The 24891-nt window shown below is 67.0% G+C and carries 18 protein-coding genes; 12 read left to right on the plus strand and 6 right to left on the minus strand.

What is annotated here, in order from left to right:
- The first annotated feature begins 112 nt into the window (after positions 1-112).
- From AC3WLE_RS28570 to aspT, 8 genes are all read left to right on the plus strand, one after another.
- On the plus strand, positions 113-1822 hold the full coding sequence (locus AC3WLE_RS28570) for an arylsulfatase (RefSeq protein WP_492357265.1): 1710 nt from the start codon (positions 113-115) through the stop codon (positions 1820-1822).
- A gap of 66 nt (positions 1823-1888) precedes the next feature.
- The gene (locus tag AC3WLE_RS28575; protein WP_492357256.1) at positions 1889-2866 is read left to right on the plus strand and encodes an AAA family ATPase; all 978 of its coding nucleotides are present in this window, start codon (positions 1889-1891) and stop codon (positions 2864-2866) included.
- A gap of 18 nt (positions 2867-2884) precedes the next feature.
- Positions 2885-3907 (plus strand): DUF58 domain-containing protein, encoded by a 1023-nt coding sequence (locus AC3WLE_RS28580; protein WP_492357257.1) that lies wholly within the window; start codon positions 2885-2887, stop codon positions 3905-3907.
- Positions 3904-4443: a DUF4381 domain-containing protein gene (locus AC3WLE_RS28585; RefSeq protein ID WP_492357258.1), complete on the plus strand. Its 540-nt coding sequence runs from the start codon at positions 3904-3906 to the stop codon at positions 4441-4443. The genes AC3WLE_RS28580 and AC3WLE_RS28585 overlap by 4 nt, the downstream gene beginning before the upstream one ends.
- Complete coding sequence (locus AC3WLE_RS28590; protein ID WP_492357259.1) at positions 4430-5470, plus strand: vWA domain-containing protein; 1041 nt, start codon at positions 4430-4432, stop codon at positions 5468-5470. The genes AC3WLE_RS28585 and AC3WLE_RS28590 overlap by 14 nt, the downstream gene beginning before the upstream one ends.
- The gene (locus AC3WLE_RS28595; RefSeq protein ID WP_492357260.1) at positions 5470-7116 is read left to right on the plus strand and encodes a VWA domain-containing protein; all 1647 of its coding nucleotides are present in this window, start codon (positions 5470-5472) and stop codon (positions 7114-7116) included. Before AC3WLE_RS28590 ends, AC3WLE_RS28595 begins: the two co-directional genes overlap by 1 nt.
- Positions 7113-8498, plus strand: a complete 1386-nt coding sequence (locus AC3WLE_RS28600; protein ID WP_492353136.1) for a BatD family protein — start codon at positions 7113-7115, stop codon at positions 8496-8498. Before AC3WLE_RS28595 ends, AC3WLE_RS28600 begins: the two co-directional genes overlap by 4 nt.
- 29 nt (positions 8499-8527) lie before the next feature.
- Positions 8528-10225, plus strand: coding sequence for an aspartate-alanine antiporter (aspT, locus tag AC3WLE_RS28605; protein ID WP_492357261.1), 1698 nt, complete (start codon positions 8528-8530; stop codon positions 10223-10225).
- A 32-nt stretch (positions 10226-10257) separates the two neighbouring features.
- On the opposite strand, the gene AC3WLE_RS28610 is transcribed toward aspT, so the two are convergent.
- From AC3WLE_RS28610 to AC3WLE_RS28620, 3 genes are all read right to left on the minus strand, one after another.
- A complete protein-coding gene (locus AC3WLE_RS28610) occupies positions 10258-10716 on the minus strand; it encodes an Lrp/AsnC family transcriptional regulator (RefSeq protein ID WP_010811575.1) in 459 nt (152 codons plus the stop codon).
- Positions 10717-10782: 66 nt separating this feature from the next.
- Positions 10783-11358 (minus strand): cysteine dioxygenase family protein, encoded by a 576-nt coding sequence (locus tag AC3WLE_RS28615; RefSeq protein WP_492320219.1) that lies wholly within the window; start codon positions 11356-11358, stop codon positions 10783-10785.
- A gap of 182 nt (positions 11359-11540) precedes the next feature.
- On the minus strand, positions 11541-14957 hold the full coding sequence (locus AC3WLE_RS28620; RefSeq protein ID WP_492357266.1) for an adenylate/guanylate cyclase domain-containing protein: 3417 nt from the start codon (positions 14955-14957) through the stop codon (positions 11541-11543).
- Between the two features lie 279 nt (positions 14958-15236).
- Between AC3WLE_RS28620 and AC3WLE_RS28625 the strand changes: the two genes are divergently transcribed.
- Entirely contained in the window at positions 15237-17966 is a 2730-nt protein-coding gene (locus AC3WLE_RS28625; RefSeq protein ID WP_492320220.1) for a UPF0182 family membrane protein, read from the plus strand.
- A 35-nt stretch (positions 17967-18001) separates the two neighbouring features.
- On the opposite strand, the gene acs is transcribed toward AC3WLE_RS28625, so the two are convergent.
- The gene (gene acs / locus AC3WLE_RS28630) at positions 18002-20059 is read right to left on the minus strand and encodes an acetate--CoA ligase (RefSeq protein ID WP_492357262.1); all 2058 of its coding nucleotides are present in this window, start codon (positions 20057-20059) and stop codon (positions 18002-18004) included.
- A 205-nt stretch (positions 20060-20264) separates the two neighbouring features.
- On the opposite strand from acs, the gene AC3WLE_RS28635 reads away from it, so the two are divergent.
- The 3 genes from AC3WLE_RS28635 (at position 20265) to AC3WLE_RS28645 (ending at position 21689) form a co-directional block, all read left to right on the plus strand.
- Positions 20265-20693: an ACT domain-containing protein gene (locus tag AC3WLE_RS28635; protein WP_492320222.1), complete on the plus strand. Its 429-nt coding sequence runs from the start codon at positions 20265-20267 to the stop codon at positions 20691-20693.
- A gap of 210 nt (positions 20694-20903) precedes the next feature.
- Positions 20904-21356 (plus strand): PA2169 family four-helix-bundle protein, encoded by a 453-nt coding sequence (locus tag AC3WLE_RS28640; protein WP_011615190.1) that lies wholly within the window; start codon positions 20904-20906, stop codon positions 21354-21356.
- Between the two features lie 30 nt (positions 21357-21386).
- A complete protein-coding gene (locus AC3WLE_RS28645) occupies positions 21387-21689 on the plus strand; it encodes a hypothetical protein (RefSeq protein WP_010811581.1) in 303 nt (100 codons plus the stop codon).
- Between the two features lie 52 nt (positions 21690-21741).
- Here the strand turns inward: AC3WLE_RS28645 and AC3WLE_RS28650 are convergent, their stop codons facing one another.
- A complete protein-coding gene (locus AC3WLE_RS28650) occupies positions 21742-22347 on the minus strand; it encodes a J domain-containing protein (protein ID WP_492320223.1) in 606 nt (201 codons plus the stop codon).
- 86 nt (positions 22348-22433) lie between these two features.
- Positions 22434-24884, minus strand: coding sequence for a spermidine synthase (locus tag AC3WLE_RS28655; protein ID WP_492357263.1), 2451 nt, complete (start codon positions 24882-24884; stop codon positions 22434-22436).
- Positions 24885-24891 lie beyond the last annotated feature (7 nt).

Consider the following 24891-nt stretch of genomic DNA (forward strand, 5'->3'; position numbering starts at 1 on the left):
CGGCAGGCATTCGCGCGCACGGAAAGCAAAGTGATGGTTGGCCTGTCAATTGGAGGCAGAAATGAGTCAAGCGAAGGAAGCAAACGGGAAGAGGCAGGGGTGCCGCTTTGCTATGGCCGTGATGGCAGTCGCCATTCTGACCATTGCGGGCTGCAAAAAGGCTGAGGAAGCCAAGGCGCCTGCGGAGGCGCCGGCTGCGGCGCAGCCGTCCGGTGCACCGCCCACCGCGGCGGCGCCGGCACCGGCCAAAGAGAATCCGCCTGTTGCCCTGGAAGCCCCGACTCCCGCGGGCACCGGCTCCGCGCCGGCGGCCCCGGCCGGAGCTGCCTCAGGCAAGAAGCCCAATATCCTGGTGATTTTCGGTGACGACGTCGGGCAGACCAATATCAGCGCCTACAGTCACGGCGTTGTGGGCTATCGCACGCCAAACATCGACCGCATTGCCCGCGAAGGCATGATGTTCACGGACTACTACGCCGAAAACAGCTGCACGGCGGGCCGTTCCACCTTCATCACTGGTGAAGTGGGCCTGCGCACCGGCCTGCTGAAGGTTGGCATTCCCGGCGCGAAGGTCGGCCTGCAGGCGCAGAACGTGACGATCGCCCAGGCGCTGAAGCCGCTTGGCTATGCAACTGGCCAGTTCGGCAAGAACCACCTCGGCGACCGCGACGAATACCTGCCGACGGCGCATGGCTTTGACGAGTTCTTCGGCAATCTCTACCACCTGAATGCGGAAGAGGAGCCGGAGCAACCCTACTATCCCAAGAACGACACCAACTTCACCAAGGGGAACTCTCCGCGTGGTGTGCTTCACTCCTTTGCGGATGGCAAGATCGAAGATACCGGCCCACTGAACAGGAAGCGGATGGAGACGATCGACGACGAAACCACGCAGGCGGCAGCCGACTTCATCACCAAGCAGGCGAAGGCCGACAAGCCCTTCTTTGTGTGGATGAACACCACGCGCATGCACCTGTTCACCCACGTGCGGCCTTCCATGAAGGGCCAGAGCGGCATGGCCGGCAACGATTACGCCGATGGCATGATCGAACATGACGGCCACGTCGGCAAACTGCTCAAGACGCTGGATGACCTGAAGCTGGCCGAAAATACCATCGTCATCTACACCACCGATAACGGCCCGAACCAGTGGTCATGGCCGGATGCCGCCACCACGCCGTTCCGCAGTGAAAAGGACACCAACTGGGAAGGCGCGTTCCGCGTGCCGGCCATGGTTCGCTGGCCGGGACGCATCCAGCCTGGCACGGTGTCTACCACGATGATCTCGGGCCTTGACTGGTTCCCCACGCTGCTCGCAGCGGCCGGCGATACCGACATCAAGGAGCGCCTGTTGAAGGGGACCAGCGTTGGCGGCAAGTCCTTCAAGGTGCATCTGGACGGCTACAACTTCGTGCCGTACCTCACCGGGCAGTCCAAGACCGGACCGCGTAGCGATTTCTACTACTTCAATGACGACGGCATGTTGGTCGCCTATCGCTACAACGACTTCAAGATTGTCTTCTGCGAGCAGCGCAAGCCTGGCGGGTTCGAGGTATGGTCCAATCCCTTCACCTGCCTGCGGGCGCCGAAGGTCTTCAATCTGCGCATGGATCCTTACGAGCGCGCCGACGTCGTGTCCGACCAGTACTATGACTGGCTTGGCAAGAATGCCTATCTGATTCAGTACGGCGTATGGCGGGTGGCACCGTTCCTCCAGACCTTCAAGGATTATCCGCCGTCCCAGCGTCCGGCGAGCTTCAGCATCGACCAGATGATGGAGGCCCTGACCAAGAGCCTGGACCAGCCCTCCAAAGCGAAGTAAGCAAAGAAGATCCGTCGGCGGCCTTGCATGGCCGCCGACGGTCATCCACAGCCCAGGGACTTACTGATGAGCATTCGCGACGACGTACTGGCCCTGCAACAGCGCATGGGCGAATCCATCGTCGGCCAGCAACGCATGATCGAGCGGCTGCTGCTCGGCCTGCTCGCCGACGGCCATCTGCTGGTCGAGGGCCTGCCCGGGCTGGCCAAGACCCGCGCCATCAAGATGCTGGCAAAAAACCTGGATGCGCGGCTGTCACGCATTCAGTTCACCCCCGACCTGCTGCCGGCCGATATTACCGGTTCGGAGGTCTATTTCAGCGAGGCCGGCAAGGGCGAGTTCCGCTTCCAGCCCGGGCCGGTCTTTGCCAACCTGATCCTGGCCGACGAGGTCAATCGCTCGCCGGCCAAGGTGCAGGCGGCCTTGCTCGAGGCCATGGAAGAGCGGCAGGTTACCGTGGGCGGCGCCACGCACAAGCTCGATCGGCTGTTCCTGGTCATGGCCACGCAGAACCCCATCGAGCAGGAAGGCACCTATCCGCTGCCTGAGGCGCAGATGGACCGCTTCCTGATGCACGTCAACGTTGGCTATCCGGAGGCGGATGCTGAAGGCGAGATCGTCAGGCTGGCGCGCGGCGAGGAAGTTGCCGACGGTGCTGCAGGTACGGCGACGCAGGCGCACAAGCTTGCGCAGGACATCATCTTCGCGGCCCGTGCCGAGATTCATGCGATTCACGTGAGCGATGCCGTGGCGCGCTATGTGGTGGCACTGGTGCACGCCACCCGCGAGCCCAAGCAGGTCGACGACGATCTCGACAATTGGATCCAGATCGGAGTCAGCCCGCGCGGGTCGATCGGGCTCGACAAGGTGGCGCGGGCGCATGCGTGGCTGCGCGGGCGGGACTTCGTCACGCCGGAAGACGTGCAGGCCATCGTGCACGAAGTTTTTCGCCACCGGCTGATCCTGTCGTACGAAGCGCATGCCGCCGGCATCACGGCTGACGCTGTCATCGACCGCCTGGTGCAGCAGGTCGCCGTAGCCTGATCCGCCGGAGGCGACCGCATGCGCGCCAACCTTCGATCCCGGACCCGCTCGCCCGTGCCGGACGCCCATGACGCGGCCAGCCGCGCCACGCCGGGCGTCAGCGTGGATGCAGCGGCACTGGCCGCGCTGGAAGTGGCCGCGCGCGACTTCCACTTCCTGCCGCGCCAGCCGGTGCACAGCGTGCTGGCCGGCCGCCACGCCTCCAAGGTGCGCGGACGCGGGCTGACCTTCGAGGAACTGCGCCTGTACCTGCCCGGCGACGATATCCGCAGCATGGACTGGCGCGTGACCGCGCGCACCGGCCAGCCGCACGTGCGCGTCTACACCGAGGAAAAGGACCGCCCAGTGCTGCTGGTGGTGGACCAGCGCATCAATATGTTCTTCGGCAGCCGGCGCGCGATGAAGTCGGTCAGCGCCGCCGAGGCCGCGGCGCTGGCCGCCTGGCGCGTGCTGGCCGAAGGCGACCGCGTTGGCGGCGTGGTGTTCGGCGATGCGAAGGCCGAGGAGTTCACTCCGCGCCGCAGCCGCGAAGCCGTGCAGCAGCTGCTGGGCGGCATTGCGCGCTTCAACCAGGCCCTGCGCGCCGACGCACCATCGCGGCGCGCCGCGGGGCAGCTGAACGCGGCGCTGGAGCGCGCCGCGCGCATGGCGCGCCACGACTGCCTGGTCATCGTCATCAGCGATTTCGACGGCCATGACGACCACACCCGCGACCTGATGCTGGAAATGGCCGCGCGCAACGACGTGCTGACCATCCTGGTCCACGATCCATTCCTGAGCGAGTTGCCGGAGTCCGGCCAGCTGGTGGTCAGCGACGGCGAACTGCAGGTGGAGCTGGGCTTCGGCCATGCGGCCACGCGACGCAGCATTGCGGAGTTTGTCGATACGCACGCCAAGGCGCTGCTGGACTGGCACCACGCCATCGGCGTGCCGCTGCTGCCGCTGTCGGCGGCAGAGGAAACGGCGCTGCAGCTGCGCCGGCTGCTGGGCCGCCCGCTGCAGCAGACGCCGGTGCGGCAACGCGCAGGAGCGGCGCGATGAGCCTCACGCACAGCACCGCAGCGGGCGTCGAAGACAGCACGGGCGTCGCTACGCTGGCCACCCTTGCCGACGTAGCCGTGCCGCCGCCCCCATCGTGGGTGCCGCAAACCATCGGCTGGCCGATCGCCGGCGGCTTGCTGCTGCTGGTCCTGGCCTGGGCCGGCTGGCGCGCGTGGCGGCGCTACCGCGCCAACCGCTACCGGCGCGAGGCGCTGGCCGAACTGGCAGGACTGCCGCTGGGCGCTGACCCCGCGCACCGCGTCGCAGCGCTGCGGCAGATGGCGGCGCTGCTCAAGCGCACGGCGCTGGCCGCGTGGCCGCGCGCCCAGGTTGCTAGCCTGGCCGGCGCCGGCTGGGCCGAATTCCTGCAGGCACACGCCGGGCGCGCCCAGGATGCCGCGCCGCTGCTGGCTGCGCTGGTGCAGGACGCCGAATACCGCGACGACGCGGTGCTGGCGCAATGGCCCGAGACGCAGGTGCAGGCGGTGGCCGGCGCGTGCCGGCGCTGGATTGCGGAGCACCATGTACCAGTTTGAATACCCCTGGCTCTTCGTGCTGCTGCCGCTGCCGTTGCTGCTGTGGTGGTGGCTGCCGCCGTACCGCGAGGAAAGCCCGTCGGTGCGCCTGCCGTTCTTTGGCGAGGTGGCCAGCGCCGCCGGCCTGACCCCGGCCACCGGGGCCGTGGTGCCGCGCCGCAACCGGCTGCAATGGGTGCTGGCGCCGCTGGCGTGGGTGCTGGTGGTGACGGCGCTGGCGCGGCCGCAGTTCCTGGAGGCGCCGATCCAGAAGGTGCAGCCGGCGCGCGACCTGCTGATCGCGCTGGACCTGTCGCAGTCGATGGACACGCGCGACTTCCGCGACCCGTCCGGCGCGCTGATCCCGCGCGTGCAGGCGGTGCGGCAGGTGGTGAGCGGCTTTGTCGCCAGGCGCCCGGGCGACCGCATCGGCCTGATCGTGTTTGGCGACGCACCGTACCCGCTGGCACCGTTCACGCTGGATCACCCACTGGTGCAGACGCTGATCACCGGCCTGCTGCCGGGCATGGCCGGGCCGAGCACGGCGCTGGGCGATGCCATCGGGCTCGGCATCAAGATGTTCGAGCACAGCGAAGCGCCCGAGAAAGTGCTGATCGTGCTGACCGACGGCAACGACACCGCCAGCCGGATGCCGCCCGAGCGCGCGGGGGGGATCGCCAGGGAGCGCAAGGTGGTGGTGCATACCATCGGCATCGGCGATCCCAATGCTTCGGGCGAGGAGAAGGTCGATCTCGGCGTACTGCAGCGGCTGGCCGCGCAGACCGGCGGGCGCTACTTCTTCGGCGCCGACCAGGCCGGGCTGGAGACCATCTACGCGACGCTGGACCGGATCACGCCGCACAACCAGAAGACCTTGTCATGGCGGCCGCGGCGCGAGCTGTTCATGTGGCCGCTGGGGGCAGCGCTGGCGCTGGTGCTGGCGTACCAGTTGCTGATGTTCGGCTACTCGGCGTGGTTGTCGCGCCCGCGCCATTCGGCTGAAGGCGCCGACGACGAGATGGTGAATGCCGGCGGGGAGGGGCGCTGATGCAAGCCCTGCTCGACACGCTTGCGCACTTCCATTTCCTGCGCCCGTGGTGGCTGCTGGTACTGGTGCCGGCAGCCCTGCTGGTGTGGGCGGTGCAGCGCCGCGGCGACGTGCGGCGGCGCTGGCGCCAGACCATCGCGCCGCACCTGCTCGACGCGCTGATGATCGGCGAACGCCGCCGCGTGGCGCTGCGCCCGGTCCACCTGACCGCGCTGCTGCTGGCACTCGGCGCCATCGCGCTGGCAGGGCCGAGCTGTCGGCAGGAGCGCCCGCCGTTCCTGGACGACAAGGCGCCGCTGGCGATCGCCGTGGACCTGTCGCGCACCATGGACGCAGTGGACGTCACGCCCACGCGGCTGGAGCGCGCCAAGCTCAAGATCAAGGCGCTGCTGGCGCGCCGCGACGGCGGCCGCACGGCGATCTATGCCTATGCCGGCTCCACCCACCTGGTGCTGCCGCTGACGGACGACACCAACCTGCTGCAGACCTTTGTCGATGCGCTGCAGACCCGCATCATGCCGGTGCCGGGGCGCGACATGGCACAGGCGCTGCGCACCATCGACGCCGACCTGGCGCATGAGCCGGTGCCCGGCACCATCCTGTTCCTGACCGACGGCGTGGACCCCGCCGCCGCCAGGGCCTTCCGCACGCAGGCGGACAGCGGCCGCAGCCAGCCGGTGGTGCTGGCCATCGGCACGGAACCGGGCGGGCCGCTGCGCAATGCAGAGGGCGGCTATGTCGAACAGGACGGCGCGCGCGTGTTCGCGCGGCTGGACGTGGCGGCGTTCAAGCGCTTCGGCGACGACAGCGGCGCACCGCTCGCCACCTTCACGCCCGGCAGCGACGACGACGTGGCGTGGGTGCAGCGCCATGTGCAGTCGCACCTCGAACAGATGCAGGCTGGCGACCGCACGCGCTGGAAGGATGAAGGCTGGTGGCTGGTGCTGCCGGTCACGCTGCTGGCCATGCTGTGGTTCCGCAAGGGCTGGACCGTGCGCTGGAGCGCCGGCCTGCTGCTGGCGCTGGCGCTCGCCGCACCGCAGCCGGGCTTGCGCGCACAGCAGGCCGATGCCGCGCGGCCGTGGCGCTTTGCCGACCTGTGGCTGACGCATGACCAGCAAGGCCGCCGCGCCTTCGAGCAGGGCGACTTCGCGCGCGCCGCGACGCTGTTCGACGATGCGATGTGGCGCGGCGTCGCCCAGTATCGCGCCGGCCAGTACGCGCAGGCGGTGCAGAGCTTCGCGCTGGTCGATTCACCGCAGGCCGACTACAACCAGGGTAATGCGCTGGCGCGGCAGGGTCAGTACCAGCAAGCCGCCGCGCGCTACCGCCAGGCCCTCAGGCGCCAGCCGCAATGGCCGGCGGCCACAGCCAACCTGGCACTGATGGAAAAGCTGCTGGCGCAGCAGAAGCCGAAAGACAAGCCAGAGCCCGACGACCAGGAAGAGCCCCCCGACGTGCCGCCGGATGAAATCAAGTACGACGCCGCGAAGCCGCCGGAGCAGGGCGGCCAGTCCATGCATATCGGCCTGACGCAGGACGCCGAGATGTGGATGCGCGCGATCCAGAGCACGCCGACCGACCTGCTGCAGCGCAAGTTCGCGCTGCAGCGCGGGCAGGCCGCACCGCAGCAGGGGCAGCCATGAGCGGCCGCGCCGTGTGTCAGCGCGCGTGGCTGCGGCAGCTTGCGCCGCTGGTCTTGCTGATGGCGGCATTGCTGCTGCCCTTGCTGGCGCGTGCCGCCGAGCCCATCGTGCGCGTGGAAGTGGGCGCGAAGCAGCCGGTGCTGGTCGGCCAGCAGGTCAGCATCGATGTCACCATCCTGGCGCCCAACTTCTTCATGTCGGCGCCGGCCTTCCCGGTGCTCCAGGTGCCGGGCGCCGTCGTCACCATGCCTGACCAGCGCGCGCTGAACTCGATCGAAACCATCGATGGCGTTGCCTACGCCGGCATCCGCAAGACCTATGCCTTTACCGCCGAGCAGGACGGCGACTTCGAGCTGCCATCCGCGACCGTGCGCTTCACTTATGCAGGCGACGACGGCGCGCCGCGCGAGGGCAGCGTGACCTTCCCGCCCACGCGGATCAGCGCGGGAGCCGGCGGCGCGGTGAAGGCCGGCGCCGGAACCGGAGGGCCCTTGCTGCCGGTGGCCCGGCTCACCGTGACGCAGGCGCTGGACCACGCCTCCGACGAAGGCACCGTGCGGCTGCGCGCGGGCGATGCCCTGGTGCGCACCGTCACCACCTTTGCGCCGCAGACCCAGGCCATGATGATCCATCCACCGCACGCCGCGGCGCCGCGCGGGGTGCGGGTCTTCAGCGCCGATGCGCGGCTGTCCGATCACGCCCAGGACGCGCCCGGGCCGGGCGGCACGCGCGTGGATGCCATCACCTACGTGTTCGAGCGGACCGGTACCTACACGCTGCCGGCGGTGACAGTGGATTGGGTCGATCCGACCACACGCAAGCCGGCAAAGTCCGAAGCGCCCGCGATCAAGGTGGTAGTGGCTGCCGTGCGCGCGGGCAGCGCGCTGGCCCCGGGCGGTCCGTCTGCCGGCGCGCTTCCGGGCGAGGGCGGCTTGCCCTGGCGGACGTTGCTGTGGGGGGCAGTGGGGCTGGTGGCTGTGCTGGCAGCCGGGCTGTCGTGGTGGCGTATGCGGCCGGCGCTGGCCCGGCTGCGCCAGCGGCTGGCCGAGCGCAAGCGCGCCCGCGCCGAAGGTGCCGACGCGCAGCTGGAAGCAACGCTGCAAGCCTGCCAGGCAGGCAATGCCGCTGCCGCCAGCCAGGCGCTGGGGGCATGGACGCGCGCCGCCCATGGCACCACCCCCGCAGCGTGGGCAGAGTCGCTCGGCGATGCCGCCCTTGCCGATGCCGTGACCGGCCTGCAACGCCATCTCTACGGCGCGATGCCGGCCCAGGCCGCCTGGAATGGCACCCCGTTGGCCCACGCCCTGCGCCGCCATGCCGCCAGGGCACCGGTGCGCCGGCACCGGCAAGCCATACGCGCACTGCCTCCGCTCAATCCCTGACAACAAGCCCCCCGCAAGCGACGCCCCCTATGAAATGCTCCGTTGATCTGTTTGCAGGCAACCCGTTGATGGTGCTCTTCATCACCGTGGGCCTGGGTTACTTCATCGGCAAGGCACGCGTGGGCCCGATCCAGCTAGGGGGAGTCTGCGGCACGCTGATCGTCGCGCTGTTCATGGGGCAGACCGGTTGCCAGATGCACGGCGAGCTCAAGGACATGGCCTTCGCGTTGTTTATCTTCGCCATGGGCTACTCCGGCGGGCCGCAGTTCTTTGCCAACCTGAACCGGTCGAGCCTGCGCTATATGGTCCTGCCGGTGGTGGAAGCCATCGTCGTGCTCGCCATCGCCATCGGTGCGGCCGCCTACCTGGGCTTCGATCCCGGCGCCGCCGCCGGCCTGGCCGCCGGTGCGGCGACGGAATCGGCCGTGGTCGGCACCGCCGCCGAAGCGCTGAAGCACCTGGGGCTGGACGCCGCCACCGTGAGCCGCTACGAGGCCAATATCGCCACGGCGTATACGCTGACCTACCTGGTCGGCCTGATCAGCATTGTGTTCTTCACCAGCCAGATCGCGCCGGCCTTGCTGGGCATCGATCTGCGCAAGGCCGCCAGGGAAGTCGCCGCGAAGATGGATGCCGCGTCCGAGGACGACGTCGCGACGCAACCCGCGCTGCCGCGCCTGATCGGGCGCGCCTATTCCGTGCACCAGGCCGCCGGCATGACGGTGAGCGAGCTGCAGCAACAGGTGGGTGGCCGGGCGTCCATCGTCACGGTGCTGCGTGATGGCACCAGCATCGAGCTTGGCGATGACGACAAGGTCCAGGCCAGCGATATCCTGGCCATGGTCGGGATCCGCAGCAACCTGCTGAAGGCGGCAGCCCTGATCGGGCCCGAAGTCCTGCTGCCCGAGGCCCACACGGATGCCATCCAGCTGGTCGAAAAGCAGGTCATCGTGAACAAGCCCAGGGTCAACGGCAAGACCATCGGCGAACTGGCCCGCCTGGCCGGCGCACGCCGCCTGCGTGAAGTCTGGATCCTGCAGGTGCGGCGCTCGGGGATGTCGCTGCCGATTACGCGTTCCACGCCGCTGCAGCATGGGGATGTGGTCACCATCGTCGGCCTGGAGCCGTCGCTGTCCGAAGCCATTGCCGGAATCGGCGTGGAAGCGAAGGCAACCGAGGTCACCGACCTGGTCTTCCTGTGCTTGGGCATCCTGGCAGGCCTGCTGGTGGGAACCCTGAGCCTGAGCCTTGGCGGGATGCATATTTCGCTTGGCAGCGGGGGCGGGGCGCTGCTCAGCGGCCTGGTGTTCGGATGGATCAATTCAAGAAGGCCGTCGCGCGGCACCTTCCCGAGGTCGGCCGTGCAGATCCTGAAGGACCTGGGCCTGGCGGTCTTTGTCGCATGCGTCGGCTTGTCCGCCGGGCCGGATGCGATCTCCTTGATCCGGGAGCACGGCGCGGTGCTGCCGCTGATCGGGCTGGCCGTGTCGCTGGGGCCGGCGTGCCTGTCCTTGTGGATCGGGCACAAGATCCTGAAGATCGAAGGCCCGCTGCTGGTTGGCGCGATTGCCGGGCAGCACGTGAGCACCCCGGCGATCAGCGCCATCCTGGCCGCCAGCCACAGCTCGGTGCCGTTGCTGGGCTACACCATTACCTATGCCATTGCCAACGTGCTGCTGCCGGTGCTGGGGCCGATCATTATTTCGCTGGCGTTCAAGTTCACTTAGCTGACATGTGCGCATGAAGGGCCGGTGCCGGCCTACGCATAATCGAGCGGCAGCGCCGTGGTGTACTTGATCTGCTCCATCGCAAAGCTGGAACTGACGTCGGCCAGCTCGGCGCCCTGGATCAGCTTCTTGTAGACGCGGTCGTAGGCGGCAATATCCGGCACCACCACGCGCAGCAGGTAGTCGGTATCGCCGGCCATGCGGTAGAACTCGGTCACTTCCGGGATCGATGCCACCAGCCCGTGGAACTGCGCCAGCCATTTCACGTTGTGCTGGCTGGTGCGGACCGAGACAAAGACCGTGACCCCGGCATTGAGCTTGTCGGCGTCGAGCAGTGCCACGCGTTTGCGGATCAGACCGGCGTCTTCCAGCCGCTGGATCCGGCGCCAGCATGGCGTCGAGGTCAGGCCGACGCGTTCGCCGATCTCTGCCACCGGCACGGTGGCGTCTTCCTGCAGGATGGCGAGAATCTGTTTGTCGTAGCGGTCCATGGCGCGTAGCGGTTCAGGTGAGGGTGGGCAGGCGCGCGCATGCGGCGCGGCTACGCGCGGAAAAAGCTAGGCGTCGGCGGTCGCCACCAGCAGGTTCACGCCGGTGGCAATGTGGTCGCGGTGCACGCCGTAGAGGTGCAGGGACACGGCGATCTCGTCGCTGGCATTGCCCAGCGCATGGATATGCTGCAGCCCGGCCGGCACGCTGAAGGTATCGCCGGCCATGCGCGTGACGGTGTTGGCATGGCGCGCCTGCCGGCTGGCGGGATCCCACCGGTAGTGCTGTTCGCTCAGCGTGCCGCGCAGCACGCGGTAGGCACACCAGGTGCGATGGCCGTGCACGGGGCTGGCCTGGCCCGGGCGCCAGACCAGCACCATCGCCGAGAAGCGCTCCAGCGGGTCGGCATGGACCAGGTGGCGGGCATAGGTATCCGGCTTGCCGAGCAGGGCGCCTGGCGGCAGTGTTGCAAGCAGCGTGTCGGTGTCCGGCAGGTGCATGGCGATGTGGCCGGCCACCATGCGCGCGCTGTGGGCGAAGGTGGCCTCGAGATTGAGCGCCAGCTGGTCGAGCGGCGCGGCTGGCGAGGGGAGATGCGGGAGAGTTGCCGGAGGGGCGGCAGTCAGGGGAGATCCGGTCGGCATGGCAGGCACCTTGGTCTTGTTCTGGGTACGTGTCCATGATATTTGCGGGCAGGAGCACAGGCGTGCGAACTGTCGTTCAAAATCGACAGGAATTGTAATTCTATTCCTCAGATCAGCATATCCTTAGAATCAGATGCTCGAATCAGGTCGGGGCAGGTGGTTGGACAGCTCCCTCATGATCTTCAGTCCAGCTCGGCGAGCAACGCCTTGGCCTGCTGCAGGTCCGCGGTGTCGAAGCCTTCGGTGAACCGGCCGTAGCCCTCGGCCAGCATCTCGCGGGCGTCGACCTCCTTGCCGTGTTGCCGCCACAGCCGGCTCAGGGACATCACCGCGCGCAGCTCCAGCGACAGGGCGCCCTGGCGGCGCGCGATCGCAATCGCCTGCTGGAAGCAGGCCTCGGCCTCGTCCCGGCCGGTGCCCGCCGCGCCCGCGCAGCCTGGCTGCAGCAGCGTCAGTTCCCCCTTGAGCCGATACAGCTCCGCCTCGTACAGGCGCTCGTGGGTTCGGTCCGCCACGGCCAGCGCCTCGGCCAGCATCTGCAGCCCTGCCTCGGCCTGTCCCGCTTTCCCGTGGGCTTCGGCCAGCAGCGCCAGGAAATGTGTCTGCCAAATCGCTGCCCCGGTGGCCCGGTAGGCGCTCAGGCCCTGCTGCATCGTCTCGATGCCTTCCGCCGTGCGTCCCTGCGCGACCAGCGTCCAGCCCGAGAGGATGGTTCCGGAAGTCAGCCAGAACGGGAAGCCGTGCTCGGTCGAGAGGGCGAGAAGTGCTTCAACCAGTTCATGCATCGGCTGCGTCTCGCCGCGGTACAGGCGAAGCATGGCGGCGAAGGTCAGGGCATTGGCCGAGTCAGGAGGGTGGGACAAGGTCCGGGCCAGCGCGAGCATCTCCTCGCTGCGCGCGAGGGCCTGGTCCGGATAGCCGAGCAGCCACAGGTCCAGGGCCAGGCAGGCCAGCGCCAGCACACCGGGCTCCAGGAAGAAGGCAGGCGACTGGCACTTGCCCGAGTCATAGAGCACCAGGGCCTGTTCCAGCTGCGTGCGGGCAGCGCCCAGTTCGCCGAGAGCGAGCAAGCTGACGCCCACCGCCCGATAGGCTTGTACCAGCAACGCCGGGTCCTGCGCCTCCTGGGCCAGCGTCAGGAGTTGTTTGCCCAACTCGTGTGCGGTCGACAGCTCCCCGCGGACGATGAGCGACGTGCGCAGCCCCATCAAGGCGGGGAAGAGCTGATTCGCTTCCCCGAGTTGTCGACACAGTGCCAGCGCGCGGGTGTAAGTCGCCTCGACTTCCGGGGCAGCGAGTCCATGGGTGGACATCCAGGCCGGACCGAGCGTGATCTGCAGTGCAAGTTCCTGCCGTGCGCGTTCGGGACCATCAGGCAACGTCTTGAGCAAGGCGAGGGCCTTGGTCAGGTGGGCGACCGCTTCGGCATTGGCAGAGCGCTGCGCCGCCTGCCGCCCGGCGCAATGCAAGTATTCCACTGCCTTCGGCGCGTTGCCGCTGCGGCTGAAATGATGCGCCAGATCGCTGCAGTGTTCTTCGAGCCGGGCCTCAAACAGGGCCTCGATCGCCTGGGCGGTGCGCTCATGCAGCGCACGGCGCCGCTCGCTCAGCAGCGAGCCGTAGGTCACTTCCTGGGTCAGCGCATGCTTGAAGCTGTACTCCACCTCCGGAAACGCCGGCTGCTCGTAGATAAATTCCCCGGCTTGCAGCCGCGTCAGCAGGTTCTTGATTGTGTCCTCGGGCTGCTCGATGACGCGTGCGAGCAGGCTCCAGGGAAATACCTTGCCGACCACCGCCAGGGTCTGCAGCAGCGCTTTCTCGGCCGGCTGCAGGCGGTCGATGCGGGCGGCGAGCACCCCCTGCACGGTGGTCGGGATGTGCAGCATGGTCGGGATCTGCTCGAGACGGTAATGACCGCGCTCGCCGCGCAGCACGTTCTCCTCGATCAGCGTCTGCACTACTTCCTCGATGAAGAAGGGGTTGCCTTCGGTCTGTTCCAGGATCAGGTGCTCGAGCGGTGCGAGTCCGGCGGAGTCGCCCAGCAAGGCCCGCAGCAGTTCCCGGGCGTCGGCTTCGTCCAGGGGATCCAGCCGCAGCTGGGTGTAGTAGCTCTTGCGGCCCCAGTCGTGCCGGTACTCGGGCCGGTAATTGACCAGCAGCAGGATGCGGGCGCTGGCCACGCTCTCGCCGAGAAAACCAAGGAAGGCCTCGGTCTCGCTGTCGAGCCACTGCAGATCCTCGACGATCAGCTCCAGCGGCTGGGCCAGGCTCTCGCGCACCAGCAGCCGCTTGATTGCCTCGAAAGTACGCTGCCGGCGGACCTGGGCGTCCATCTGCGCCAGCACCGAGTTCGGCTCGGCGGCACCAAGCAGGTGGAACAGATAGGGCAGGGTGTCTTCCAGCGCGCGATCCAGGGTCAGGACCTTGCCGGTCAGCTTCTCGCGCCGCCGGCGCTCATTGTCTTGCGCCGTGATCTCGCAGTAGTTCCGCAGCAGCTCGATCAGCGGCAGATACGGATAGGCCTTGCCGTGTGATACCGAGAAGGTTTCCAGCACCAGGCATTGGCGCGGCGCGAGCTGCTTGAACTCGAGGCATAGCCGCGACTTGCCGACCCCCGGCTCGCCGACCACGCCGACGATCTGGCCGTGTCCGGCTTGCGCCCGCGCGCGCGCTTCGCGCAGCTGCTCGAGCTCGCGAGCGCGGCCGACAAAGCGCGCCAGCCCGCGGCTGGCCGACACCTGCAGCCGGGTGCGCAGCGGGCCGAGGCCGAGGACTTCGAACACCGCGAGCGGCTCGGGCAGCCCCCTGATCGCCGTCGCGCCGAGCGCCTTGAAGGCGAAATAGCCTTCGGTCAGGTTGTGGGTGTGTTCGCTCGCGACAATCGAGCCGGGCACCGCAATGCCCTCCATGCGCGAAGCAATGTGGATCGAATTGCCCACCGGGTCGTAGTCGGTGTGCAAATCCTCGGTGCGGATCGCGCGCACCACCACTTCGCCGGAGTTGACGCCGACGCGGATCTGCAGCGCGATCCCCTGGGCCAGACGCACCCCATCGGCGTAGCGGCGCATGGCCTCCTGCATGCGCAGCGCCGCCAGCAAGGCCCGCTGCGGATGGTCTTCGTTCGCGATCGGCGCGCCGAACAGCGCCAGGATGCCATCGCCCATCGACCTGGCCACATAACCTTCATAGTGATGCACGGCCTCCATCATCAGCGCCAGCACCGGGTCGATCAGGCGGCGCGCGTCTTCGGGATCCAGGTCATGGATTAGCGCGGTCGAGCCGGCCATGTCGGCGAACAGCGCGGTCACCGTCTTGCGCTCGCCGTCCGCCTCGCCGCGGGCTTCCAGGTCCGCCTGCGCCGCCCGGATGCGCTCGGCCAGATAGGAAGGTGTGTAGTCGACGGGGGCGCTGGGCGCAAGTGTGGTGATCGGGGGCGTCGCGCTTGACGGGGTCAGCGGCGCGCCGCATTCGCTGCAGAACTTGGCGCTCGCGCTAGCCTCTTGCCCGCAGGCCGGGCAGGCACGCACAAGCCTGGCGCCACATTCCTCGCAGAACTTGGCACCTGCCGGATTCTCGAACCCGCAGCTTGCGCAGCGCATAGGGCTTGTCCCCTTTCCGGGACTTGCAAGACTCAACGATTGAATTTTATCAAACGACGCGGTCTCCTTTGGCCCGACGACTGAGCTGAAATCGTCGTCACGAAAAGCAAGTCGACCTGCCGGGAAAGATACTTGATGAATTGCCCCCGCGGCGGTGAGACGCAGCATCAACCCGGCCTGATTGCCTCGCCTACAATGATTCAGGCTGCACGATTTGCCCCGGACCCATGCATGGCTGCGCGGCAGCTCGGGCGACGGTGCCGCAAAGGAGCTTGATCGATGCGCTCGCCAGCGAGGGACGCCACGCGCCTGAGACGCCTTGCGACCTGGGTTGTTGCCGCCATCGTCGCGCTGATCGCTGTCGGCCGCGTCGCCGGCCTCATCGTTGACTGGCTGTGGTTTGCCTCGGTTGGCTACGCCGGGGTGTTCCGCACGATATTCGCCACCCAGGCGCTTCTGTTCCTTGCCGTATTCGCCGTTTCGGCAGGCGCGCTCTGGCTATCGGGCTGGCTGGCGCACCGCAGCGCGAGCCAGGCGCAGGCCTGGAGGCCGGAGGTCCTGGGCCAGCCGGTTGGCGAGATTGCGGCGCGCGTCCCCTGGCGCGCCGCCATTGCCGGCGTCGCCGTCCTGGTGGGGCTGCTCATGGCAGTCGGTGAACTGTCGAGCTGGGCCATTGCGCTGCGCTATTTCCATCAGGTGCCTTTCGGCAAGACCGATCCGATCTTCGCCAAGGACATCGGTTTCTACTTCTTCACGCTGCCGGCGTATCTTGCACTGAGGAACTGGCTGCTCCTGCTGCTGTGCTGCAGCGCAGTAGTTGCCGGCGTGGTCTACGGCTTGCGCGGCGACATCGCGCTGGTCCGGTCGCCGCGCGGGCTTTCGCCGGCGGCCGCTACCCATGGATCGGCATTGCTCGGCTTGTTCTTCGCGCTGCAGGCGTGGTCCTACTGGCTCGACCGCTTCATGCTGCTCTACGGCGACAACGGGGTCGTGGTCGGCGCGAGCTATACCGATGTCCATGTCGGGCTGCCGCTCCTGTGGCTGCAATTCGGCCTGGCTGCCGCGGCTGCCGCCGCTTCGTGGGCCAATATGCGCTGGCGGGACTACCGGGTGCCTGCGGCCGCGGCGCTGCTGGTGGTCGGCAGCGCAATCGTGCTCGGCACGATCTGGCCGGCACTGTTCCAGCGTTTCTATGTCAAGCCGAACGAGCTGCAACTCGAGACACCGTATCTCCAACACAATATTGCGCTGACGCGCGAGGCCTATGGCTTGACGCAGATCGAGGTAAAGCCGTTTCCGGTCGAACAGAACCTGAATCTCGCCGCGCTCCAGGCCAATCGGCCGACCATCGACAACATCCGCCTGTGGGACCTGCAGCCGCTGCGCGATACCTATGCGCAGCTGCAGGAGATCAGGACCTATTACAAGTTCCTCGCGACGGACATCGACCGCTACCAGCTCGGCGCAGGCTACCAGCAGGTCATGCTGTCGGCGCGGGAGCTTGAGCCGGCACTGATTCCGGCCAATGCCCAGACCTGGGTGAACCTGCATCTGTTGTTCACCCATGGCAATGGCGTGGTGATGTCGCCGGTCACCGAGAAATCCGCCGAAGGCCTGCCCTCGCTCTATCTGCATGACATTCCCCCGCTCTCCGACGGCGGCCCGGTCATCCAGGAGCCGCGCCTCTATTTCGGTGAAGGCGGCAAAGGCTATGTCATCGTCAAAGGCAGCGTGCCCGAGTTCGACTACCCCAAGGGCAAGGACAACGTCTATACGGCCTACCGCGGGCGCGACGGCATCGGAATCGGCGGCATCGCGCGCCGGACCCTGTTCGCCTGGCATCTCGGCGATCCCAATATCCTGCTGAGCGGCTACATCACGCAGGAAAGCCGCATCCTGCTCCATCGCAATATCCGGGACCGCGTGCGCACGATTGCGCCGTTCCTCAGCCTCGACCATGACCCCTATGTGGTCGTGAGCGACGGTCGCCTCTACTGGATCCAGGATGCCTACACCACCAGCCGCTGGTTCCCTTATTCGCAGCCCGGCACCGGTGGCGGCGCCAACTACATCCGCAACGCCGTCAAGGTCGTGATCGATGCGTACAACGGCACGGTCGACTTCTACACCAGCGACCCGGCCGATCCGATCGTGCAGGTGTACCAGCGCATCTTCCCGGGCATGTTCAGGCCGCTGGGCGCCATGTCGCAGGACCTGCAGCGGCATATCCGCTACCCTGAGGACCTGTTCCTGATCCAGGCGCGGATCTACCGCGCCTACCACATGGAAGCGGCAGAAGTCTTCTATAACCGCGAGGATCTGTGGGAGTTTCCTCGCCAGCTGACCGGCATGAGCACAGGGAACACGCCCGCCGCGCGGATGATGCCCTACTACATGATCCTGCGGCTGCCGGACGAACCGCGCGCCGAGTTCGTCCTGATGCTGCCGATGGTGCCGAGCCAGCGCGAGAACATGATCGCCTGGCTGGCTGCGCGCTCCGATCCCCCCAGCTACGGCAAGCTCGTCGCCTACACCTTCCCCAAGGAAAGGCTGGTCTACGGGCCGTTCCAGATCGAGGCGCGCATCCAGCAGAATACCGAGATCTCGCAGCAGATTTCGCTGTGGAACCAGATGGGCTCGCGCGTCATCCGCGGCCATCTGCAGGTCGTGCCGATCGAGAACTCCATCCTCTATGTCTCGCCGCTCTACCTGCGTGCGGAGTCCGGCCAGTTGCCCGAACTCAAGCGGGTGATCGCCGCCTATGGCGATCGCGTGGTCATGGAGGACACCCTGGGCGCAGCGCTTGCGGCCCTGTTCAAGGAATCCGCGCCGGCGGCGATTCCGGCGCAGGGCGCAGCGAACGCCCGCGCGCGCGAAGCACTCGCGCACTATGACCGCGCCGTCGAGCGTTTGAAGGCGGGGGACTGGAGCGGCTTTGGCGCGGAACTCGATGCCTTGCGGCCGCTGCTCGAGGCGCTCGGGGCAGGGGGTGCCGATGAGCGGAAGTGAGCGGCGTGCCGGGAGCCGCCGGCAGGAGCGCCATCCTATGTCGCCAGCTCCCTGATCTTCTCGACGACCTCCGGATTGGCAAGCGTGGATACGTCGCCAGGCTCCTGGTGGTTGGAGATCGCCGCCAGCACGCGGCGCATGATCTTGCCCGAGCGTGTCTTGGGCATGTCGGGAACAATCACGACCCGATGCGGACGCGCAATCGCGCCAATCTGGGATACCACCGCGGCCGAGACCTTGTTCGCGATCTTGGTGGAAGGCGACAGTCCCGGCTTGAGCGATACATAGAGATCAGGCACCTTGCCCTTGACCTCGTCGGCCACCGGCACCACCGCCGCCTCGGCGACGTCCGGCACCAGCAGTGCTGCGGATTCGATCTCCTTGGTGCCGAGGCGATGGCCGGAAACATTGATCACGTCGTCGATGCGGCCAAGGATGCGAAAGTAGCCGTCCGCCGCTTGCATTGCGCCATCGCCCGCCATATACGGCCAGTCGTGCCAGTCCTTGCTGTCGGGATTCTTGCAGTAGCGCGCATAGTACTGGCGCACGTAGCGGTCCGGATCCTTCCAGACGGTCTGGAATATGCCCGGCCAGGGATTGCGGATGCAGATGTTGCCCGCCTTGCCCGAGCCGGCCGGGACCTCATTGCCTTCCTCGTCAAAGATCACCGGATGAATGCCCGGGATCCCCGGGCCAGTGCTGCCGGGCTTCATCGGGTGGATGCCCGGCAGCGTGCTGCAGAGGAAGCCGCCATTCTCGGTTTGCCACCAGGTGTCCACGATCACCGCCTCGCCCTTGCCGACTTCACGGTGGTACCACTTCCAGACTTCGGGCTCGATCGGCTCGCCCACCGTGGTCATGTGCTTGAAATGGCAGTCGTACTTCGCCGGCTCGTCGGGCCCGTTGCGCCGCAGCGCGCGGATTGCGGTGGGCGAGGTGTGGAAGATATTGACGCCAAGGCTTTCCGCAATACGCCAGGGCCGGCCGGCGTCGGGCCAGGTCGGCACGCCTTCATAGACGACAGACGAAGCGGCGAGCGCGAGCGGGCCATAGACGATGTAGGAATGCCCGGTGATCCAGCCAATATCGGCCATGCACCAGTAGACGTCCTCGGGGTGGATATCCTGGATGTACTTAGAGGTCCACGCCACATAGGACAGATAGCCGCCAGTGGAATGCTGGCAGCCCTTGGGCCGGCCCGTCGTGCCGCTCGTGTACATCAGGAACAGCGGCGCCTCCGCCGGCATCGGCTCGGGCTCGACACGCCTGCCGCGGAACCCGGCGAGCACGTCATTGAGAATGACATCGCGGCCCTTCACCAGTAGGGCGGCACTGGAATACTTGCCCGGGTAGCGCTGCCAGATCAGGACCTTCTCGACCTGCTGACCGGCGCTGGCGGCTTCTGCCACGGCGATGTCGGCCTTTTCCTTGTGATCGAGCAATTCACCGCCGCGGTGATAGGCGTCCATGGTGATCAGCAGCCGGCTCTCGGAGTCCGCGATGCGCTCGGCGCAGGCCTTGCCGCTGAAGCCGCTGAATACCTGCGAATGAATCACGCCGATGCGCGCGCAGGCGAGCATGGTGATGGGCAGTTCGGCCACCATCGGCATATGCAGCGTGACGCGGTCGCCGGCCTTCAGGCCGCAGAACTCGCGCAGCAGGGCGGCCAGCTCATTGACGCGAACAAAGAGCTCCTGGTAGGTGAGGTGATGCACCGCCTCATCCACCGGCTCGGGCACGAAATGAATCGCGGTCTTGTTCCTGTATGCAGCGAGGTGGCGATCCACGCAATTGTGGCAGGCGTTGATCCTGCCGCCGACGAACCAGCGCCAGAAAGGCGGGTTGCTGGTATCCAGGGTCGTTTCCCAGTATTTGTACCAGTCCAGCAGGTCTGCGAACTCCTTGAAGCACTCGGGGAAACGTTCGAGGGAGAAGCGCTCGAAAATATGGGGATCGGTCAGATTGGCCTGCGCAATGAACTGGCCGGCCGGCGGAACATAGTCCTCCTCGGGCCAATGGACCGCGATTTCGGCCTCGGACACATCGGCCAATTCCTGCTGGGCAGCATGGCGTGGCGATTTGCCTTCAGACATGACGATCCCCCTTCACTTTCCATGGCATCCATCCAGGTATGGTCGGTGCCACTATCCTGCGATTGCTGCCTGAAACGACTAGTCCATATTAAGTCCGGGCACGGGGAGTTTCCAGGAATTCGCCCTGCCGCTGTCCGCCGAGCCCGGAGCTTGCCTGGCGGCCGCCATAAGCTAGATTCGTAGGAGGGCATTGGAGGAATGAGCAATGACCAACGATCTTCTCGTGGAACGCGTGGACGTGTGGGCGGCAACCATACCGGACCGTCCCGGCGGCCTCGCCGAGGTACTGGAGACCTTGCGCGATGCCGGTGCGGACCTGCAATTCGCGATTGCGCGCCGCACGCCGGAGGACCCCGGCAAGGGTGTCGTGTTCGTGACACCGCTGCAGAATGACAGGGAAATCCGTGCAGCTGCCCAGGTCGGCTTCAACGTCACGCACAGCCTGCATTCGGTGCGAATCATGGGCGGGGACCGGCCCGGCATCGTGGCGGAACTGACCCGAAAGCTGGCGGAAGGCGGAATCAACCTGCGCGGATTCTCTGCCTCCGTCATCGGGATGCAGTTTGTCGCGTACGTGTCGGTGGACTCGCTCGACGATGCGAACAAGGCAATGGCAATCCTGGGCAAGGGCTGAAGCGAGGTTCAGCCATCTCCTATCATGGAATCACGCCTTGCCTCTGAACGGGCAGGCAGATGGGGCCCGGCGCGAACCGGCTGATTCATGTTGATGGCGTCTCCGACGTTCCCCTCGCGGCCGGTTGCGCCGTGGCGGTCCGTCCGTTGGCGAGACCTGGCGACTTGCGCCGAAGTTGCGCATCGCTGGCATGCAAATTGGGAGAATTCCATGGGCAACAACCAGCAACAAGCTGTCTTGGCGCTGAACCAGCTGATCGAGGCTGGCAAGGACAGCGAACTGGCCTGCATGAGCGGCGCCAGCGAAGTGCGCGATGCAGCGCTGCGCGACATTCTGACCAGCACCGCGGAATCGTACCGGGCGTCGGTAAAGGAACTGCAGTCGATGGTCAGCGCCATGGGCGGCGCGCCAGCTGACCGGGGCAGCATGAATGGCATGCTGTACCGCCGCTGGATGGCATTCCGCCACATGCTGTCGCCGAACAATGACGACGCCGTGCTGGGCATGTGCGAGCACGAGGAAGATGCCGCCAGGCGCGAGTATCAGTCCGTCATGATGAAGCCGCTGCCGCCAGAGGCCAGCGCGGCGCTGCAGCGCCAGTATGAGGCGTTGACGCAGCATCATGGCCGGATTCATGCCATGCGCGGGATGCAGATTCACTGAGGGCCCGGCTTCGCGCGATGGGAGTAAGCCATGGCAACCTACGAGTTCAAGGACAAGGATCTACAGTTCCTTGCCCAGGGCGCCGACTCCTGTTTCCCGTCCCCTGACGCTGCTTTCGTTGAGTGCGCGGACAGCCATCCGGCGTTCCTGGTGACATGGCCGGAGAGCGGACCGACGACGATGCATCTCAAGGTGCAGATTCGGGCAAGCCAGTACGCCAGTTACCTGACGGATCCGTTCAGGGGACGCGAGGTCCTGCGCAAGGCGGTGGAAGACCGCCTTGCGCTGATCCACACGGTGAAAAGCGGGCTCCTGGTCGCACCCGACATCTAGTGCTTTTGTACCGGCTTGTGCGCCCGCGGGGGCAGTCCTGAAAACACCGCCGCTACGAGCGGATGCCGAACAAGCCGTGCCAGAACGAATCGAAGGCGCCGGCATGACGCCTGGGCCGCGTTTCCTCGTCGGGGTTTGACGCTGCCGCCCCGTCGGGCGCCTGGGCGGCCTCGGTGTCCGGCGCGTGCGCGGCCCGCGCACTTGCCCGCCGCGACTCCTGCAGCGCCCATATACTGTCCGCGATGCGTGACGCCAGTTCCGCCTCGCAGTCGCGGCCGAGCAGCACGCCGAAGATGACGTCGCGGTTGTGGCCGTCGTCGGCAAAGCGCATCGCGATACCGAGCATTTTCTCGTAATGTTCCTGCGCGATGCGCTGGCTCTCGCGTTGCGCCTCGCGCTCCTGCTCTTCCTGAGCCTCGCGCTCGGCCTGCCAGCGCTGCATTTCCCGCTCGAATACCTCGTCGTAGATCTGGCGCTGCCCGGCATCGGAAAGAATGGTGTAGGCGTCGCGGATTTCCTGGAATGCCGCATGCGCCTCAGTCTCGCGGCCAAGGTTGCGGTCGGGGTGCCACTTCATCGCGGCGCGGCGGTAGGCGCGCTTGATCTCGTCCAGGGTGGCGTCCGGTGCCACGCCGAGGGTTGTGTAGAGGGTGGTCATGGGCCGATTGGGCGTCGTTCTTCCGGGCGGGCATTCATCCTAGCACGGGGTGACCCGCAGCCATGGCATGGGAGAGCGGCCCCGGTTCAAGGGCACGCAAGCGCCGCGGCAGCGTACAGTAGCAGCGCCAGCAGCACCACCGCGGTGAATCCGACGTGGATCGCGACCAGCGTGGCAAGGACCGCCGCCACCACCGAGGCGCAGGCGTTGATGCCCCATGCCCAGGGCACCAGCGTTTCGTCGCGCGCCGCGACCCGGGCCAGGCCGAGCGGGAACGGCATTCCCATCAGGAACGCCAGCGGCGCGATCAGCAGCACGGAGACACCTATCCTGGCCGGGTCCGGCAACCCGATCAACAGCCTGAAGACCGTCGGCAGCGCCGCCAGGTAGACCAGCGCGGCCACGCAGATGCCGCTGACGGCCAGCGCCGCCTGCCGCCTGCCGCGGTCATTGCCAGCGCGCGCGGGCATGCGCTGGGCGTATCGGCTACCCAGTCCCGCAAAGCAGAGAAAGGCGCACAGCACCACCGCGACCGCATAGAGCGGGTGGCTCAGGAACAGGATGAATTTCTGGATAAAGGCGATCTCCACGAACATGAAGCCGAGGCCGACCGCCAGGAAGTAGAAGCCGGCTCGCCATTCGCGCAAGCGCCGCACGGCTGCGCCATTGCCGCCAGGCCCCGCGGCGGGCTGCGGCCGGGGGCGCCGCCGCAGGATCCAGAGCGGGACCACGATCAGCAGCAATGCCAGGGCGGTGGCCTGCAGCAGCGTGGCCACCAGCACCGGATAGCCCCATTCCAGCAAGGGCAGTCCACCCTGCGCCTTGAGCGACAGCAGTTCAGGCAGCGTGCGCCATTTGAAGAAGTGGAAGAAATACGGCCTGTCGTCGGTGGCGGGCCGCACGTCGAACTTGTAGCGGGACAGGAACCGGTCGCGTTCCGGGCCGAGCAGGGCCTGCGCGGCGTCGAAGAAGTAGGGCTGGTCCAGCACGTTGTAGCGATTCGCCTGGCCGGGCTGGATGCCGGGATAGTATTCGACGTCGAAGGAACGGGCGCGGCAGAAGTCGGCGAGGGCGGCAAGCTCCGCGGCACTGAATTCCCCGTTCTTGACCACCAGCGTGGCCGTTTTCCAGCCACGGACCAGCGCCAGCCGCCGGGACGGCTCGGGCACGCCCGCGCCTTCCATGGCGGCCACGGCGGTGGCGAGCAGTTTGGGTATGTCGCGCGGCGGCAGCGTGACCCAGCGCGTGATCGCAAGCAGGCCGCCGGGCCGAAGATGGCGCAGGTAGCCCTGGAAGGCCTCCACGGTATAGAGATAGCTCTCGGAGAGCGCGTACAGTCCGGCCGATGAGGTGCTGAACGAATCGAGCAGGGCCACCTGGATGAGGTCGTAGCGTGCCGTGCTGGCCGCCAGGAAGCCGCGCGCCTCGCCGGCAAAGACACGCACGCCGGCGGCACTGTACGGCTTGCCGGAAAACGCAGCGAAGCGGCCCTGCACCAGGTCGATCACCTGCGGATTCAGTTCCACGGCATCGACCGCGCTGGCCTGGTGATAGACCGCCTGCAACACGTCCGCCCCCGCACCGCTGCCCAGCACCAGTACCTTCGGATTGCGCAGCAAGTGGTAAGGCACGGCAGAGGTGAGGTCGCCCAGGTAGGCAAGCGGTTCGCGCCGGCCGTCATGGCGGTTGAGCGCACTGAGCCCGTCGCCATCGGTAAATACGGCCAGTTGTGCTGGCGGCTCCTGGCTGGCATTGAGGCTCAGCCCGGGCGCATGCCGCAACGGGATCGAAGGGCTCTCGACCACCGTGACCAGGCCGAGCGGACTCGAGCGCTGCGCCACCACGCGCGCGTTGCCGATGCGCAGGGCCTGGCTCAGCTCCTTGTACTCGGACGGCCGCAGCGCAATCCAGTCACCTGGCACGCCGGCCGGCGCGATTGCCGCCAACAGCAGCAGCGCCGGCAGCCAGGGCCGGTGCCAGCGGCATTCCACGCATGCCAGCGCCGCCGCCGCCATGCCTGCCATGCCGACCAGCCGCAGCGCATCGACCGGATGCAGCACGAACAGCGCCACGATGATGCCCAGGCAGCCCAGCCCGGCGCCAAGGATGTCGAAGCTGTAGATGCGGGGAACCTGCCCGGTGAAGCGGGAAAAGCTCAGGCAGATACTGGTGGCGGCGCAAAGGAACGGCACGAACAGCAGCAGGTAGATCAGCAACAGGCGCAGCGGCTGCGATGGCTCCCACAGGATCTCCAGGGGGTTGAACGCCACGTGCTGGGCCAGGGCGAAGCAACCCATCGCGCTGACGCCGAACAGCAGGGCCCCGCCCGCGAACACTGGCACGAAATGGCGGACCAGCGTTCGCTGCGCCAGCGCCACCAGCGCACCGGCCGCGCCATAGCCCAGCAGTGCCACGCTGATCATCATGTAGGCGAAGTGATGCCACTGGATGATGGAAAGCAGCCGCATCAGCAGGATCTCGTAGCCCAGCGCGGTGGCGGAGAGCAAGGCCAGGGCGAACAGCGGGGGGCGTGGCATGGCGTCA

The sequence above is a fragment of the Cupriavidus sp. FW306-1B-F12B genome, from assembly GCF_058781795.1.